Genomic DNA, 15932 nt, shown 5'->3' on the forward strand with positions numbered 1-15932 from the left:
CCTGAGTCTCGCGACGAGCGATCCGCCGATGCCGGCATCCGAGCCCCGCGAGCCCAAGCCCCGGAAGCCCAAGCCCCGGAAGCCCAAGCCCCGAAAGGGGTCGGACCCCATGGCAGCCCCATCATGACCGGCCCCTCGCTTTCGACCGAGCCGACCGACGGCGGAGCGCCGCTGCCCCGCACCCTCACCGCGTTCCACCTCGTCTGCCTCGGGGTCGGGGCCACCATCGGCGCCGGCATCTTCGTGCTCACCGGCACGGCGGCGGCGCGCCATGCCGGGCCGGCGCTCACCCTGTCGTTCGTGCTCGGTGGCATCGCCTGCGGCCTCGTCGCCCTGTGCTACGCCGAGCTCGCCGCCGCCATCCCCGCCTCGGGCTCCACCTATTCCTACGCGAAGGCGACGCTGGGCCCCTTCGCCGCCTGGATCGTCGGGTGGGACCTCCTGCTCGAGTTCGCCATGGCGGCGGCGACCGTCGCGGTGGGCTGGTCGGGCTACGTCCAGAGCCTCCTGCGCGATGCCGGGCTCGCCCTGCCGCCGGCACTCGCCGGCGCGGAAGGGGCGGACGGCGTCGTGAACCTGCCCGCCGTCCTGGTGGTGCTCGCCCTGACGGTGCTGCTGATGGGCGGCAGCCGCGGGTCGAGCCGGGTCAACGCCGCGATGGTGGTGGTGAAGGTCGCCATCATCCTCGCCTTCGTCGCCATCGGAGCGTGGCATGTGAATCCCACCCTGTGGTCGCCCTACATCCCCGAAAGCAGCGGCGGCTTCGGTGAGTTCGGATGGAGCGGGGTCCTGCGGGGGGCCGGTGTCGTGTTCTTCGCCTTCGTCGGCTTCGAGACGGTCTCGACCGCCGCCGCCGAGACCCGGAACCCGCAGCGGGACGCGCCGATCGGGCTCCTGGGTGCCGTGGCCATCAGCACGCTCCTCTACGTCGCGGTGGCGGCGGTGCTCACCGGCCTCGTGCCCTACGCCGCCCTCGACGTCGCCGACCCCATGGCCAAGGCCACCGACGCCATCGGGATCGCCGGCCTCTCCCTCGTCATCAAGGTCGGCGCGATCCTCGGGCTGACGACCTCGGCCCTCACCGCCCTGTTCGGGCAATCGCGCATCCTCTACGCCATGGCCCGGGACGGTGCGCTGCCGCCCCTGTTCGCGCGGGTCCACCCGCGCCGGCGCACCCCCGCCCTCGGACAGGCCGTCGTCGGGGTGTCGACGGCGTGCGTGGCCGGGTTCACCCCCATCGACCTGCTCGGCGAACTCGTGAGCATCGGAACGCTGCTGGCCTTCATCGTCGTGTGCATCGCGGTCCTGATGCTGCGGCGGGCCGGACATCCGCGGCCGTTCCGGGCGCCGGGCGGCACGGCGACGCCGGTGCTCGGCATCCTCGCCTGCCTCGTCCTGATGGCGGGCCTACCCTGGGAGACCTGGGCCCGCCTTTCCGCCTGGCTCGGTCTCGGCCTCGTCGTCCACGCGCTCCATCGCCGGGCGGCCGCAGCGCGCGCGGACGGCGGCGTCACCCGCTAGCCACAGGGGGCACGCAACCCGCGCAGGTGCGTTGAGGACCGGTTAACCATTCCGTCGGTATCGCTTAACTCACGCTGCACAAGAACCAGATCGCTGGACCGATGACCGCACGCGCTCGCCTCGTCCTCGCCCTGGCGCTCTCCCTGTGCGCATCCTGGCCGGCCTCGGCCGAGACCGGCGCGGCGCCGGCGGTCGCCATCGGCGCCGACCTCAACGCCGGCGCCAACGGCACCACCAGGCTCACCCTCACCCTGTCGAAGGCGGTGGAGGCGCGCGCCTTCGTGATGGAGCGCCCCGACCGAGTGGTGATCGACCTGGCGGAGGTGAACTTCCAGCTCGGCCCGGAGGCCGGGCGCAGGCGCGAGGGGCTGGTGTCCTCGTTCCGCTACGGCCTGTTCGCGCCGGGACGCTCGCGCATCGTGGTCGATCTCACCCAGCCCGCCACCGTCGGTCGCATCGAGACCACCACCCGCGCCAGGGACGGGGCGGTGCTGCTCTCCATCGAGGTGCAGCGCGCCGACCGCGACGCCTTCCGCCGCGCCGCCGTGGCGAGCGACCCGGCCCCGGCCGGCCGCAAGGCCGCAGCCCTCCCCGAGAAGACCGACCTGCGCCCGCTGATCATGGTCGACGCCGGCCACGGCGGCACCGATCCGGGCGCCATCGCCAGCACCGGCGTGTTCGAGAAGGACATCGTGTTCGGCTTCGCCCAGGCCCTGGTCGGCCGGCTCGAGGCCTCCGGCCGCTACCGGGTGCGGATGACCCGCGACCGCGACGTGTTCGTGCCGCTCTCCGAGCGGGTCCGCCTCGCCCGCGAGGCGAACGCCGACCTGTTCGTCTCGATCCACGCCGATTCGATCTCGTCGGCGCCGCAGGTGCGCGGCGCCACGATCTACACCGGCTCGGAGCGCGCCACCGACACCGAATCGGCCAAGCTCGCGGACCGCGAGAACAAGGCCGATGCCGCCGCCGGCACCGAATCGAACGCCGCCCCGGCCCAGGTCGCCGACATCCTGCAGGAGCTCACCCTGCGCGAGACCCGCGGCTTCTCGTCCGGATTCGCAAAGGGGCTGATGGCGCACCTCGGCCCGGTGATGGAGATGAGCCCGAAACCCCACCGCGAGGCGGGCTTCGTGGTGCTGCGCTCGCCGGACGTGCCTTCGGTGCTGGTGGAACTCGGCTACCTGTCGAGCAAGCGCGACCTCGACCTGCTGCAGTCGGACACCTGGCGCGTCGAGGTCACCGGGGGCATGGCCAAGGCCATCGACGCCTTCTTCGGCAACCGCACAACCCTGACGCGACCCGACAGCACCCGGCGCTCGGCCTCGGTCGCCCCAGTTTCACCATAGAAAGGGTGTGCAAGCGGGGCTCCACGCCAACCCGGTTCGCCGGTCGTGGACGGCTCGGACAGGCCCCGTCGGGGATCCCGCGAGCCGTCGCGCGGCGCACCCGGGCGTAAGGCGGCAAGGCTCCTGCTCCGGCGAAGCCGGGCCTGCGGCCACAGTGCTTTGACGGACAGGACCCGGATGCGCTTCGTCCTTCGTTTCTTCGGCTTCCTGTTCAGTGCCGGCGCGATGCTGTTCGTGCTGTTCGCCGCCGCGGGCGCCTATTTCTACTGGACCTACAGCCAGGACCTGCCCGACCACGCCGCGCTCGCCAAGTACGAGCCGCCGGTGATGAGCCGCGTCCATGCCGCCGACGGGTCGCTGCTGGCCGAATACGCCAACGAGCGCCGGCTCTACCTGCCGATCCAGGCGATGCCCAAGATCGTTGTCGCGGCCTTCCTCTCGGCGGAGGACAAGAACTTCTACAAGCACGGCGGCATCGACCCCGAGGGCGTGGTGCGCGCGGTGCTGACCAATGCCAAGAGCGGCAAGAAGCAGGGCGCCTCGACCATCACCCAGCAGGTGGCCAAGAACTTCCTCCTGACCAACGAGCAGACCTTCGACCGCAAGATCAAGGAGGCGCTGATCGCGCTGCGGATCGAGGCGACCTATTCGAAGGACAAGATCCTCGAGCTCTACCTCAACGAGATCTTCCTCGGCACGATCGTGCCCGGCCGCAATCTGCACGGCGTCGCGGCGGCCGCGCTCGACTACTTCGGCAAGTCGGTCCACGAGCTGACGATCAACGAGGCGGCCTATCTCGCCGCCCTGCCCAAGGGCCCCAACAACTACCACCCCTACCGCCGCACCCAGGAGGCCCTGAGCCGGCGCAACGAGATCATCGGGCTGATGGCCCAGAACGGCTACATCACCAAGGAGGAGGGCGAGGCCGCCCGCAAGACCACGCTCGGCGTCAACCCGCGCGTCGCCTTCGCCAATGCCGCCAACGCCAACTACTTCACGGAAGAGGTCCGCCGCGAGATCACCGAGCGCTACGGCGAGAAGAAGCTCTACGAGGGCGGCCTCTCGGTGCGCGCCACCCTCGATCCGAAGATGCAGGCCTGGGCGCGCCGCGCGCTCCTCGACGGGCTCATCACCTATGACCAGCGCCAGGGCTGGCGCGGGGCGCAGGCCAAGGTCGACCTCGTCGGGCGCGACTGGGGCACGGCGGTGGCCGAGGTGCCGGCGCTGGGCGACGTCGCCCCCTGGCGCCTGGCCGTGGTCCTGAGCACCTCGGGCGGTGTCGCCCAGATCGGCCTGCAGCCGCGCCGCGAGGCCTCCGGCGCCGTCTCCAAGGACCGCGAGACCGGCACCATCGCCGCCGACGGCACCCGCTGGACCGGCCGCTCGCCCTCGGCCGTGCTCAGCGCGGGCGACGTCGTCTACGTCGAGGCGATGGACGGCGGGCGCGGCGCCTACCGCCTGCGCCAGCGCCCGGAGGTCTCCGGCGCCATCGTGGCGATGGACCCCTACACCGGCCGCGTCCACGCCATGGTCGGCGGCTTCTCCTACGACGAAAGCCAGTTCAACCGCGCGACCCAGGCCCAGCGCCAGCCGGGCTCCTCGTTCAAGCCGCTGGTCTACTCGGCGGCGCTGGACAACGGCTACACCCCGTCCTCGATCGTGCAGGATTCGCCCATCACCATCGAGGCCGGTCCCGGCCAGGAGGCCTGGTCGCCCTCGAACTACGACGGCAAGGCCAGCGGCCCCCACACCCTGCGCTACGGCATCGAGCATTCGAAGAACCTGATGACCGTGCGTCTGGCCAAGGACGTCGGCATGCCGCTCATCGCCGAATACGCCCGCCGCTTCGGCGTCTACGACGACATGCTCCCCGTGCTGCCGATGTCGCTGGGGGCGGGCGAGACCACCGTCATGCGCATGGTCACCGCCTATTCGATGCTGGCCAACGGCGGCCGTCGCATCCGCCCGACCCTGATCGACCGCATCCAGGACCGGGTCGGTGAGACCATCTACAAGCACGACGCCCGCAAGTGCCTGGGCTGCGACGCCGACAAGTGGAACGGCCAGGACGAGCCCAAGCTGGTGGACGATTCCGAGCAGGTGCTCGATCCGCTGACCGCCTACCAGATGGTCTCGATCATGGAGGGCGTCGTCCAGCGCGGCACCGCCACGCTGCTCAAGCAGATCGGCAAGCCGCTGGCCGGCAAGACCGGCACCACCAACGACGCCAAGGACGCCTGGTTCGTCGGGTTCTCGCCCGACCTCGCGGTGGGCGTCTACATCGGCTTCGACAAGCCGAAGTCGCTGGGCGACCGCGCCACCGGCGGCGGTCTCGCCGCTCCCGTCGTCCTCGACTTCCTCAAGAACGCCCTCAAGGACAAGCCGCCGACCCCGTTCCGGGTGCCGCCCGGCATCAAGTTGATCCGGGTCAGCGCGTCCAGCGGCATGCGCTCGGGTTCGGGCGAAGGGGCCGGCACCATCCTGGAGGCGTTCAAGCCGGGCACCGCCCCGCCCGACGCCTACATCGCCGCGCCCTCGTCCGCACCCACCGCGGTCCCCGCCGACGCGGACCGGGCCGCACAGGCCGGCGGCCTGTACTGACGCCGAGCCGAATCTCCGGGCCGAAGGGGGGGTCGGTCGTTGACCGGCGCCCCGGTCAGCCCGGGATGTCGGGGAGGGGCCGGGTGGCGGTCCGGTCCGGCGCGCCGAGGTCGATGAGGACGATCTCCGGCGGCACGCCGATGCGCACCGGCACGCGGCTGACGCCGAGGCCGCCCGACACCACGAGGTGACGGTTCTGTTCGACGATGTGGCCGTAGCCGTAGCGCTGGCCGTAGCGCGAGGGGATCACCGGCGAGCGCCCGAACAGCCGGATCTGGCCGCCGTGGGTATGGCCGGCCATGGTGAGCGCGACGCGGGCCGGGACCTTGGGAAAGGCGTCCGGTTCGTGGATCATCAGGAGGATCGGCGCGGCATCGGTGACCTGGGCCAGCGTGCCGGGAATGTCGCTGGGGTTGCGCCAGTCGTGGACCATGTGGAACGGCTGCTGGTCGGCGAGCCCCGCGACCCAGAACGTGCGGCCGTCCTTCACGAGGCGGATGGCGTCGTTCTCCAGGACCGGGATGCCGCGTGCCTCCAGCGCCCGGCGGGCGGCGACGGGACCGCGGCGGTTGGCCTGGGCCACCGGGTCTTCCCACCAGTCGTGGTTGCCCAGGATGCTGTAGGTTCCGAGCGGCGCCTTCAGGCCCTCGACCACCCGTGCGAACTCCGGCAGCGGCACGTCGCGCCAGGCGACGCCGGGCCCGGCCGGATAGTCGCCGAGCATCAGCACGAGGTCGGGCTTGAGGGCGTTGGTGGTCTCGACGATCTCGGCGACCCGGTCGAGGGGCATGTAGGGCTCGCCGATATGGAAATCGGCCAGCACCGCCACGCGCAGGTTCAGGCCGGGCGTCCAGTTCGGCAGCACCGGCGCATAGGGGGTGACGACGAGCCGGAAACGCGGCTCGATCCCGAAGGCGTAGGCACCCGTGGCGCCCCCGAGCGCCACCGCGCCGCCGAGGCCACCCAGGAACTGCCGCCGGCTCGGCAGGATCAGCATCGGCCCTCAACCCCGTGTCAGATGTGGTGCAGCCGACGATCCGACCGCCGATCCATTCGACCGCTCACGCAGGACATCGCCTGCCATCGCGGCTGATTCGCGGCAGGTCGATCCGATGGACCGCCAGCGACGCTAGCGAGCCAAACCTTGACGAACCGACAATCGCGGCGTCGCGAAACCCGCGCATTCACCCATCGCCCGGCGAGGCCTCGCGCGGGGGAGGGCTCGCGCGGGGGGAGGGCTCGCGCGGGGAGGGAGCGTCCGCGCGTCAGACCAGCGGCGCGTCCTCGTGCAGGAGGCGGGCGGCGATGACCGCGCAGCCGTCCTTGCGCACCGCCGGCTTGACCGCGGCCGAGGCCTGGACGGCGGCGGCGAGGGCCGGCAGCGCCACCGGCCGGAAACCGTCGCGGCCGAGGTTCGAGGCGGTCGAGCGGCGCTTGCCCTGGGCGGTGTCGCTCGGGGTCTGGGCTGAGGGGTACATGGAAGACGTGTCCTGTGTGGCCTGGCCGGACCGCCGTCGGAACCTCGCATCCGTTCCGGCGATCGTGGATCGTGCGATGGGTCGCCGCTCACCGACCGGCAACCCAGACGTTCATTAGCCGCCTTGGAAGATGAACGAAAGATTAAGGTGATACGCTTCGCCCGAGACTACAGCCGGTGACGAGTGCGTAGAGGCACGCCGCTGCATTGCGGAAGGCCGATGATGCATTGCACACTATACTTGCGCGACACGGACGATCGCGGCGACATCGTGGCGGGGCGCGACCTCAGAGTGGGGCCGCCTGCAGGCCCTCGGTGGCGATCCACGCCTCAGTGCGGTCGAGGGCACGGGTGAGCCGGTCGAACAGGGTGTCGATCTCCTCGCGGGAGATCACCAGGGGCGGGCACACCGCGACCCGGTCGCCGGCGAGGAAGCGCACGATCAGGCCTTCGGCCTGGGCGAAGGCGACGCAGCGGGCCGCGACGCCGGCCTTGGGCTCGTACTGCCGCTTGGAGCGCTTGTCGGCCACGATCTCGACCCCGCCGATCAGGCCGATGCCGCGGGCCTCGCCGACGATGGGGTGGTCGGCGAGCGCCGACAGCCGCGCCTGGAACTGGGGCGCCTTCTGCGCCACGCCCTCGACGATGCGGTCGCGCTTGAGGATCGCGATGGTCTTGAGGGCGACCGCACAGGCGACCGGATGCCCGGAGTAGGTGGTGCCGTGACCGAAGGTGCCGAGCTTGGCGCTCTGCGAGACCATCAGCCTGTAGAGGGGCTCGTCGATGCTGATGCCGCCCAGCGGCATGTAGCCGGAGGTCACCGCCTTGGCGAAGGACAGGGTATCGGGGCGCATCCCCAGGGCCTCGGACCCGAACCAGGTGCCGAGCCGCCCGAAGCCGCAGATGACCTCGTCGGCGATGAAGCGGACGTCGTAGCGGGCGAGCACCGCCTGGATCGCCGCGAAGTAGCCGGCGGGCGGGGCGATGGCGCCGCCCGCCCCCATCACCGGCTCGGCGATGAAGGCGGCCACCGTCACCGGGTCCTCCGCCAGGATCAGCGCCTCGAGTTCGTCGGCCAGGCGCTGCGAGAACGCACCTTCCGTCTCGCCCGCTTCGGCGAACCGGTAGTGGTGCGGGCAGGCGGTGTGGAGGAAGCCGGGCAGGGGCAGGTCCCAGTCGGCGTGATTGGCCGGCAGGCCGGTCATCGAGGCGGTGGCGACGGTGACGCCGTGGTAGCCGCGCTGGCGGGCGATGATCTTCTTCTTTCTCGGCCGGCCGAGCGCGTTGTTCATGTACCAGGTCAGCTTGACCTGGGTGTCGTTGGCCTCCGAACCCGAGGAGGTGAAGAACACCTTCGAGGTCGGGATCGGCATCAGCTCCTTGAGGGTCTCGGCGAGCTCGATCGCCGGGTCGTGGCTGCGGCCCGAGAACAGGTGCGTGAAGGGCAGGCGCGACATCTGTTCGGTGGCGGCCTCCACCAGTTCCTCGTTCGAATAGCCCAGCGCCGTGCACCACAGGCCCGCCATGCCTTCGAGATAGGGCCGGCCGTCGCTGTCGTAGACCCAGACGCCGTGTCCGCGTTCCAGCACCAACGGTCCGGTCTCGCGGAAGGTCGCGAGGTTGGTGTAGGGATGGATCAGGGTTTCGACGTCGCGGGCCGCGAGGTTCGAGAGCATTGGGTCGCCCATGCCTGGAGGATGCGGGCCGGCTCGGCCCCGTCGTCCCGCCACAGTAACGACCCGCCGTCCCGGCACCAACACGTCCGTTCAGCGCAGCGAATGACCCGAGAAACCATGCTCGATCCCGCCGCCTACGTCGCCACGCCCGCCCCGGGGCGGGCCTGCGGCACCTGCACCCTGTGTTGCAAGGTCTACGACGTGCCCGCCGTGGAGAGCCGGGCCGGGCAATGGTGCCGGCATACGAAGCAGGGCAGGGGCTGCGCCATCCACGAGACCCGGCCCGACCATTGCCGCGCCTTCCACTGCCTCTGGATGACGGAGGCCTGGCTCGGGCCGGAATGGAAGCCGGACAAGGCCAAGATGGTGCTCAGCCTCGATCCGGTGACCCGCAACATGAACGTGCAGGTCGATCCGGGCCAGCCGGCGGCGTGGCGGCGCGAGCCCTACCTCGGCCAGCTCCGGCGCTGGGCGGCGGCGTCCCTGGCCCAGAAGCGCCATGTCCTCGTCCACCTCGACAAGGCCACCACGGTGGTGCTGCCCGACCGCGACGTGGCCCTGGGCGTGATGGAGGCGGGCGACCGCGTGGTCACCCGCGAGCGCATGACCCCGGCGGGGATGGTGATCGAGGTCGAGCGGGTCGCCGATGGTTCCCCGCCGTGAGCCGGCTCGCCGGCATCCTGTTCGACAAGGACGGCACGCTGGTCGATGTCGACCGGACCTGGGGGCCCGCGGCGCACGCGGTGATGATCCGCCTCTCGGGCGGGGAGGGCGCCGCCCTCGATCGCCTCGTCGCCGCGAGCCACTTCGTCGTGGACGAGCGCCGCTTCCTGCCGACCTCGCCGCTTCTGACCGGCGCGGCGGCGGTGTTCGGGCCGCTATGGGCGGCGGCACTGGAGCGCCCGGCGGGCGCGGACTTCTTCGCCGAGATCGAACGCCTGTTCCGGGAGGAGGGCCTGCGTTTCCTGACGCCCATCGGCGAACCGGCCGTGATCGCGCGCCGTCTCGTGGCCGCCGGCTTCGGCGTGGGCATCGCCACGAACGACGCCGAGGCCTCGGCACGGGCGCAGGCCCGCGCCCTGGGGCTCGCGCCGCATTGCGCCTTCGTCGCCGGCCACGATTCCGGCTACGGGCGCAAGCCCGGCCCGGGGATGGTGGACGCCTTCGCCGCGCATCTTTCGGTGCGCCCCGGACGGATCGCCGTGGTCGGCGATTCGGCCGACGACTTCCTGGCGGCGCGGGCGGCCGGGGCGATGGCCGTCGCCGTCCTGACCGGCCCGGCCGGGGACACCGCGCGCGGCTCGCTCGCGTCCCTCGCCGACCACGTCATCGGCTCCATCGCGGACCTGCCCGATCTCCTGGCGGCACTCGGGTAGGGCCATTCCGTTCAGCCGCCGTGGCCCGGCCCTTCGCTGCGTGCCAGGTCCCGCCACTTCAGCACGAGCCGTTCGAACTCGGCGATGTCCTCCGGCGCCAGCCGCCCGAGGGTGCGGGCGACATAGGCTCCCTGGATGGCGATGCCCCGCCCGGCGAGCTCGCTGCCGGCCGGCGTCAGGTGGAGCGCATAGGAGCGCCGGTCACCGGGGATCGCCCGGCGCTCCACCGACCCCGCTTCGACCAGGCGATCGATCAGCCCCGAGACGTTGCCCTTGGTGACGTAGAGCCGGGCGGCCAGGTCCTGCTGGGTCAGACCCTCGCGCTCGGTGAGCGTCGACAGGACGTCGAACTGCGGAATCGAGAGGCCGATCGCGCGCAGTTCCACCGCGACGGCGGCCGACACGCGACGGTTCAGGCGGATGAAGCGGAACCAGACGCGGAGCGGATCGGCGGACGCCGTCACGGGCGAGGTCGAAGCGGTCTGGACCAGCGGTGCGTTCATGATCTGGCCGCTATAGCAGAACCGGTACAAGCCGATAGCCGCATGGGCTTAAGCCGGATGTCCGGGGCGGTGTCTCCAGGATACGGTGGACCGGGATGCGGACCGGCGCGGCTGGCCTCCGCGCCGACGGGGCGCTAAGCAGGGTCGACCACGGCCCCCTCCGTCCGGCCGACACGACCGATCCCGTCCACCAGCGTTCGTGCTTCTCCCATGCGTCGCCTGCACATCGAGGTTCCCGTGACCCGCGCCGGCGCCATGGCCCGGCTGACGGCATGGCTGGCGCTGCTCGTCACCCTGCTGGCGGTGGTGCTGGTGCGCGACCAACGCGCCGAGGCGGGCCCCGCCCTGGTGGCGCTCTCGACGGGCCCGCTGCTGGCGCTGGCGGCGGTGGTCCTGGCGGGGTTCGCCCTGCTGCGGGTCTGGCGCGAGGGCGCGCAGGGGCTCGGCGGTGCCATCGCCGGCCTCGTGGTGGCGAGCCTCGTCCTCGCCTATCCCGCCTTCGCGGCGATCCGCGGACTGCGGCTGCCCGCGCTGACCGACGTGAGCACGGACACCGACAACCCACCGGCCTTTTCGCGGTCGCGCGCAGCCTTCGCGGCGCGCGCGGGACGCTATCCGCCCGACCCCGGGGCGACGGTGCGGGCGAGGCAGCGGGCGGCCTATCCCCAGGTGGCGCCGCTGACCCTCGACATCGGCGCCGACGAGGCCTTCGAGCTCGCCCGCAAGGCGGCGGTGAACAGCAAGTGGCAGATCGTCGAGGCGATCCGTCCCGGCGGCAGGGTCGGCAACGGCCGGATCGAGGCGGTAGCGCGCGGCCTCGTCCTCAACCTCGCCGACGACGTCACGGTCCGGGTGCGGCCCCGCGCCGACGGCGCCCGCATCGACGTGCGCTCCGCCTCGCGCATCGGGCCGCGCGACCTCGGCGCCAATGCCGACCGCATCCGCGCCTATCTCGACGAGGTGACGAAACTCGCCATCGCGGTGAAGTGATACGGTTCCCGCTCGATTCACGCGGGAACCGTATCACCAAGCCCGCGCGGCGCCTGAGCGAAGCCCATTTCCGCATCACGAAGCGATGAACGGGAAATTATGAGGCGTCCCGTCAGCCGGCCTCCGCCACCGGCTCGTAGCGGCCGTCGAGGCGGGGCGGGCCGTCCGTGGCCACGAGGCCGCGTTCGCACAGATCCTCGAGATGGGCGAAGACCGACAGCGCCGCCGCGCCGATGAGTGCCGGGCTCAGACCCTGGTAGATCGCCCGGACGACGGCCAGCACGTCGCGGTCGCCGGCTACGAGTCGGGCGCGGATTGCGGTCTCGCGCTGGCGGCGATGGCTCCAGAGCGCCCGCACGAACCGCCGGGGCTCGCGCACCGGGCCGCCGTGGCCGGGCCAGAACACCGTCTCCTCCCGCTCGCGCAGGGCGTCGAGGGAGGCCATGTAGGCTCGCATCGATCCGTCCGGCGGCGCCACGATGGTGGTCGACCACGCCATCACGTGGTCCCCCGAGAACAGGGCGGAATCCTCGGGGAGGCTGAAGGCGAGGTGGTTCATGGTGTGGCCGGGCGTGGCCACGGCCCGCAGGGTCCAGCCCGGTCCTTCCACCGCCTCGCCGTCCGCCAGCACCCGGTCCGGGCGGTGGTCGCGGTCGGCGCCGGCATCGAGGCGGATCTCGCCCTCGGCGAGCGGCCGGGCCGCGACATGGGGGCCGCAGCCGACGACGGGGGCGCCGGTACGGGCCTGGAGCAGGCGCGCACCCGGCGAATGGTCGCGGTGAGTGTGGGTGACGACGATCTGCGTCAGCCGCTCGCCAGCGATCGCGGCGAGGAGCGCATCGATATGGCCGGCGTCGGCCGGGCCGGGATCGACGATCGCGACCTCGCCGGACCCGACGACGTAGCTGCAGGTGCCGCTCGCCGTGAACGGGCTGCCGTTGGGGCAGACCAGCCGCCGCACCAAAGGGGAGACCCGCTCGGTCACGCCGCTTCGCGGAAGCCCGGCGTCGAGATCCGGCGCGGCGTCCCCATCCTGTCGCTCGTTCGTCATCACGCCTCGGCCCGCATCCTCGCGCCAGCCTTGGGCGCAGATGCCGGAGGAGATCAAGGCCGCCCGGTCGGCAGCAGGGGTCTCGCCCTCAGGGCTTGAACGGCGAGGGCACCACCACGCGCACCGCGCTGAAGGCCGGCTCCACCTCGATCGGAGGAGCGAGGGGCTGGAACCCGCCGACCTGCGCGAGCTGGACGCGGGCGCCGCGCTCGGCGGTACGCAGGGTCTTGCGGAAGGCCCGCGCGTCGGCCTCGCGGCGGATCACGTCGACCTTGGCGTCGATCTCCAGGCGGGCGCGGCGCGACAGACCCTTGGCCTGGCGGAAGTCCACCACCTCGAAGCCGCCGCTGCGAGCCTTGACGACGACACGGGCGCTGGCGTTCGTCGCCACCACGTCACCGGCCCGGAGGGTCAGGTCGCGATCGAGGGGCAGGGGAGCGGCGGCCACGCCCTCGGGCTGGCAGGAGCACTGGTCCACCCGCTTCACCCGGAACAGGTTGGCCGAGGCCAGTCTGGCATAGGGCTGCCCGGTGAGGCTGACGGCGCGGTCGAGCTCCGTCTCACCGCCGCCGAGGGTGTAGAGGGCGGTCGGCGCATTCGGGCAGGCGGCCGCGCAGGCGGCCTGGTGGACCGGCAGGTCGCGCTTGTCCCTCAGGCGGCCCACCGGGAACAGGTAGCCGTCGCAGGCCCGCACGCAGACGGTGCGCGAGCCCAGGGCCGATGCCGTGAGGGCGGCCGAGGCGCGCTCGGCGCGTGGAGGACGCGGCCGTGTCCGGCTCGGGGCTGCGGCCACCGGGCGCGGCGTCCAGCGCGGTGTGGCCGCGGCACCGACGCGACGGGCGTCGGGCAGCGACGAATACCGGCCCGGGCGGGGCGACGGACGCACAACGGGGACCGGTGCGGGGGCGGGGGCTACGCCGAACAACGACTCGAAGAACGCGCCGATGCCGCCGCGCTCGGACGCCTGCACGAAGCTCGTGGCGACGGTCATGCCGCCGAGACCGAGGATCAGCCCGGCGGTCGCCGTCCCGAGCATCTGCCGGCCAGTCTTCGACGGTGCCCAGCGTTGCCAATCCATCCTCGGGATATTCCTCTTCCGGAGTGCCGGCCGGGCCGACGCATCGCGCGATCCCGCGCATCTCGAAGACGATTAAGGGGAGCTTAACGCCTCTTGCAATGGGGCAGGACAACCGAGGGGGAGGACAATCGCGGCGATGCGAAATCTTGGTTAGGTCACGTGGTTACGTGGTTGGGTTAGCGTCACTCCGCCGATCCCGCGCGCGGGCGCCGCCTCGTGGACCCAGGCCGGCGCCGCTCCGGCGGAAGGGCGCGAATCGTGCCTTTCCAGAGCTCCGGCGGCGACAGACTTAGCCGCTTGCCTTGATTATAGCCCATGCTATGAACCGCCACGGCGCGCCCGGGGCACGTCCGACCCGCTTTCTTTGGAAGACCTTCGGCATGACGGACCGCGCGGACCGGGACAAGGCCTGGCAATTCGACCGTGGGACGGAGGCCGTGCCGAGCCTGGGCGCGCTGAACGGCAGCGTGCCGGTCCTGGCCACGGGCTCGTGGCTGCGACGCCTGCTCGGCTTCATGGGCCCCGGCTACATGATCTCGGTGGGCTACATGGACCCCGGCAACTGGGCCACCGACATCGCCGGCGGCTCGCAGTTCGGCTACACGCTGCTGTTCGTCATCCTGCTCTCGAACCTGATGGCGATCGTGCTGCAGGCGCTGGCCGCCCGCCTCGGCATCGCCACCGGACGCGACCTCGCGCAGGCCTGCCGCGACCATTATTCGCGCCCCGTCGCCTTCGTGCTCTGGCTCCTGTGCGAGGCGGCGATCATCGCCTGCGATCTCGCGGAGGTGATCGGCACCGCCATCGCCTTGAAGCTCTTGTTCGGCATTCCCCTGGTGCTCGGCGCGGTCATCACCGCCCTCGACGTCTTCCTGGTCCTGCTGCTGCTGCGCCGGGGCTTTCGCGCCCTCGAAGCCTTCGTGATCGCGCTGCTCGTCGTGATCTTCGTATGCTTCGCCATCCAGATCGCGATGGCGGCGCCGGTGATGAAGGACCTCCTGGCCGGGTTCCTGCCCTCGGCCGAGATCGTCACCAACCCCGCCGCCCTCTACATCGCCATCGGCATCGTCGGGGCCACCGTGATGCCCCACAACCTCTACCTCCACTCCTCCATCGTCCAGACGCGGGCCTATCCGCGCACCGAGGAGGGGCGGCGCGGGGCGCTGCGTTTCGCGGTGACCGATTCGACCATCGCCCTGATGCTGGCGCTGTTCGTCAATGCCGCGATCCTGATCATGGCGGCCTCGGTGTTCCATGCCAACGGCCGCACCAACGTCGAGGAGATCGAGCAGGCCTACGAGCTGCTCTCGCCGCTGCTCGGGGTCGGGATCGCCTCGACCCTGTTCGCGTTGGCGCTGCTGGCCTCGGGCCTCAACTCGACGGTGACGGCGACCCTCGCCGGCCAGATCGTGATGGAAGGCTTCCTGCGGCTCCGCATTCCCGATTGGGCGCGCCGGCTCATCACCCGCGGCATCGCCATCGTCCCGGTGGTGGTCGTCACCGCCCTCTATGGCGAGCAGGGCACCGCGCGGCTGCTCGTGCTGAGCCAGGTGGTGCTCTCGATGCAGCTGCCGTTCGCGGTGATCCCCCTGGTGCGGTTCGTGTCCGATCGGAGCAAGATGGGCGCCCTCGTCATCCCGGGCTGGCTCAAGGGACTGTCCTGGTCGATCGCGGGCCTGATCGTGACCCTCAACCTGAAGCTCCTGTTCGACACCTTTATGGGCGCCTGATTCACGGGCGCCCGATCGCGCCACGCCGCCCAGGGTCATTTCGACCCCTCGAACAGCACTTCGGCCCGGATACCATCCGAGCCGAGCGTTCCGTCATCGACATCAGTCGAGCGAGCCAGTGGCGCTCACCGTCGCCCCTTTTCGCCCGGCCGGGGCATCCGGACCGCGGCAGCCTAACGGATGCGACGCCCGCGCGACACCCGGACGGGAATGGGCTGCGGCGTCGCCACGGCGCCGCCCAGCATCCGGTCGAGGCCCTTCACGAGAGCCTCGGAGGCCGAATCCAAAGCCTTGATGAGGCGTCCGAGGCCGGTCTCGGACGGACGGGTCGAGGGCTGTGTCATGGCATCATCCACAGTGCAGGTGCTGGTGACGAACGCGACGCCGGTATCTCGGTTCCGGCTCCGTGATTGCTCATGTAGTGCGTCCACCTCCAAACGGCAGACCTGAAGGGCGATGCGCCGCACGGGGCCAGTGTGTCGTCGATCCCGCAATGCCGCAATCCCCGCGAGGCGAAAACGTGACGAAAGCACGGCCGCAACCAGGAACCGCCATCGGGACCTGACGTTATGGATGTCAAGAG

At 71.4% G+C, this 15932-nt stretch carries 14 protein-coding genes; 7 read left to right on the top strand and 7 right to left on the bottom strand.

Annotated elements, in window-relative coordinates; translation table 11 throughout:
- Window positions 1-123 precede the first annotated feature (123 nt).
- From ASG59_RS16395 to ASG59_RS16405, 3 genes are all read left to right on the top strand, one after another.
- Window positions 124-1521: an amino acid permease gene (locus ASG59_RS16395; RefSeq protein ID WP_056281198.1), complete on the top strand. Its 1398-nt coding sequence runs from the start codon at window positions 124-126 to the stop codon at window positions 1519-1521.
- 101 nt (window positions 1522-1622) lie between these two features.
- Window positions 1623-2867 carry an N-acetylmuramoyl-L-alanine amidase gene (locus tag ASG59_RS16400; RefSeq protein WP_056281196.1) on the top strand — a complete coding sequence of 415 codons (1245 nt, stop codon included), beginning with the start codon at window positions 1623-1625 and terminating at the stop codon, window positions 2865-2867.
- 177 nt (window positions 2868-3044) lie between these two features.
- Window positions 3045-5468 (top strand): penicillin-binding protein 1A, encoded by a 2424-nt coding sequence (locus ASG59_RS16405; RefSeq protein ID WP_055882756.1) that lies wholly within the window; start codon window positions 3045-3047, stop codon window positions 5466-5468.
- 55 nt (window positions 5469-5523) lie between these two features.
- Here the strand turns inward: ASG59_RS16405 and ASG59_RS16410 are convergent, their stop codons facing one another.
- The 3 genes from ASG59_RS16410 to ASG59_RS16420 all read right to left on the bottom strand — a co-directional run bounded on the left by ASG59_RS16410 (window position 5524) and on the right by ASG59_RS16420 (window position 8621).
- Entirely contained in the window at window positions 5524-6465 is a 942-nt protein-coding gene (locus tag ASG59_RS16410; RefSeq protein WP_056410144.1) for a metallophosphoesterase, read from the bottom strand.
- Window positions 6466-6733: 268 nt separating this feature from the next.
- Window positions 6734-6946, bottom strand: coding sequence for a hypothetical protein (locus tag ASG59_RS16415; RefSeq protein WP_055882760.1), 213 nt, complete (start codon window positions 6944-6946; stop codon window positions 6734-6736).
- A gap of 286 nt (window positions 6947-7232) precedes the next feature.
- Window positions 7233-8621, bottom strand: coding sequence for an aminotransferase (locus ASG59_RS16420; RefSeq protein ID WP_056410146.1), 1389 nt, complete (start codon window positions 8619-8621; stop codon window positions 7233-7235).
- A 117-nt stretch (window positions 8622-8738) separates the two neighbouring features.
- On the opposite strand from ASG59_RS16420, the gene ASG59_RS16425 reads away from it, so the two are divergent.
- Window positions 8739-9284 (top strand): hypothetical protein, encoded by a 546-nt coding sequence (locus tag ASG59_RS16425; RefSeq protein WP_055882765.1) that lies wholly within the window; start codon window positions 8739-8741, stop codon window positions 9282-9284.
- Window positions 9281-9997: an HAD-IA family hydrolase gene (locus ASG59_RS16430; protein ID WP_056410147.1), complete on the top strand. Its 717-nt coding sequence runs from the start codon at window positions 9281-9283 to the stop codon at window positions 9995-9997. Before ASG59_RS16425 ends, ASG59_RS16430 begins: the two co-directional genes overlap by 4 nt.
- An 11-nt stretch (window positions 9998-10008) precedes the next feature.
- On the opposite strand, the gene ASG59_RS16435 is transcribed toward ASG59_RS16430, so the two are convergent.
- The gene (locus ASG59_RS16435) at window positions 10009-10500 is read right to left on the bottom strand and encodes a MarR family transcriptional regulator (protein WP_056410478.1); all 492 of its coding nucleotides are present in this window, start codon (window positions 10498-10500) and stop codon (window positions 10009-10011) included.
- A gap of 210 nt (window positions 10501-10710) precedes the next feature.
- Between ASG59_RS16435 and ASG59_RS16440 the strand changes: the two genes are divergently transcribed.
- Window positions 10711-11490 carry a DUF1499 domain-containing protein gene (locus ASG59_RS16440; protein WP_055882769.1) on the top strand — a complete coding sequence of 260 codons (780 nt, stop codon included), beginning with the start codon at window positions 10711-10713 and terminating at the stop codon, window positions 11488-11490.
- Between the two features lie 112 nt (window positions 11491-11602).
- On the opposite strand, the gene ASG59_RS16445 is transcribed toward ASG59_RS16440, so the two are convergent.
- Both ASG59_RS16445 and ASG59_RS16450 read right to left on the bottom strand, forming a co-directional pair.
- Window positions 11603-12541, bottom strand: a complete 939-nt coding sequence (locus tag ASG59_RS16445) for an MBL fold metallo-hydrolase (protein ID WP_056281188.1) — start codon at window positions 12539-12541, stop codon at window positions 11603-11605.
- Between the two features lie 88 nt (window positions 12542-12629).
- The gene (locus tag ASG59_RS16450) at window positions 12630-13577 is read right to left on the bottom strand and encodes a DUF2865 domain-containing protein (protein ID WP_056410150.1); all 948 of its coding nucleotides are present in this window, start codon (window positions 13575-13577) and stop codon (window positions 12630-12632) included.
- Between the two features lie 422 nt (window positions 13578-13999).
- Here ASG59_RS16450 and ASG59_RS16455 point away from each other — a divergent pair, with 422 nt between their 5' ends.
- A complete protein-coding gene (locus tag ASG59_RS16455) occupies window positions 14000-15349 on the top strand; it encodes an Nramp family divalent metal transporter (RefSeq protein WP_056281351.1) in 1350 nt (449 codons plus the stop codon).
- 173 nt (window positions 15350-15522) lie between these two features.
- Here ASG59_RS16455 and ASG59_RS20735 read toward each other — a convergent pair whose 3' ends face one another.
- Window positions 15523-15693: a hypothetical protein gene (locus ASG59_RS20735; protein WP_156387603.1), complete on the bottom strand. Its 171-nt coding sequence runs from the start codon at window positions 15691-15693 to the stop codon at window positions 15523-15525.
- Window positions 15694-15932 lie beyond the last annotated feature (239 nt).

It is taken from the genome of Methylobacterium sp. Leaf466, from assembly GCF_001425565.1.
GTDB lineage: Bacteria > Pseudomonadota > Alphaproteobacteria > Rhizobiales > Beijerinckiaceae > Methylobacterium.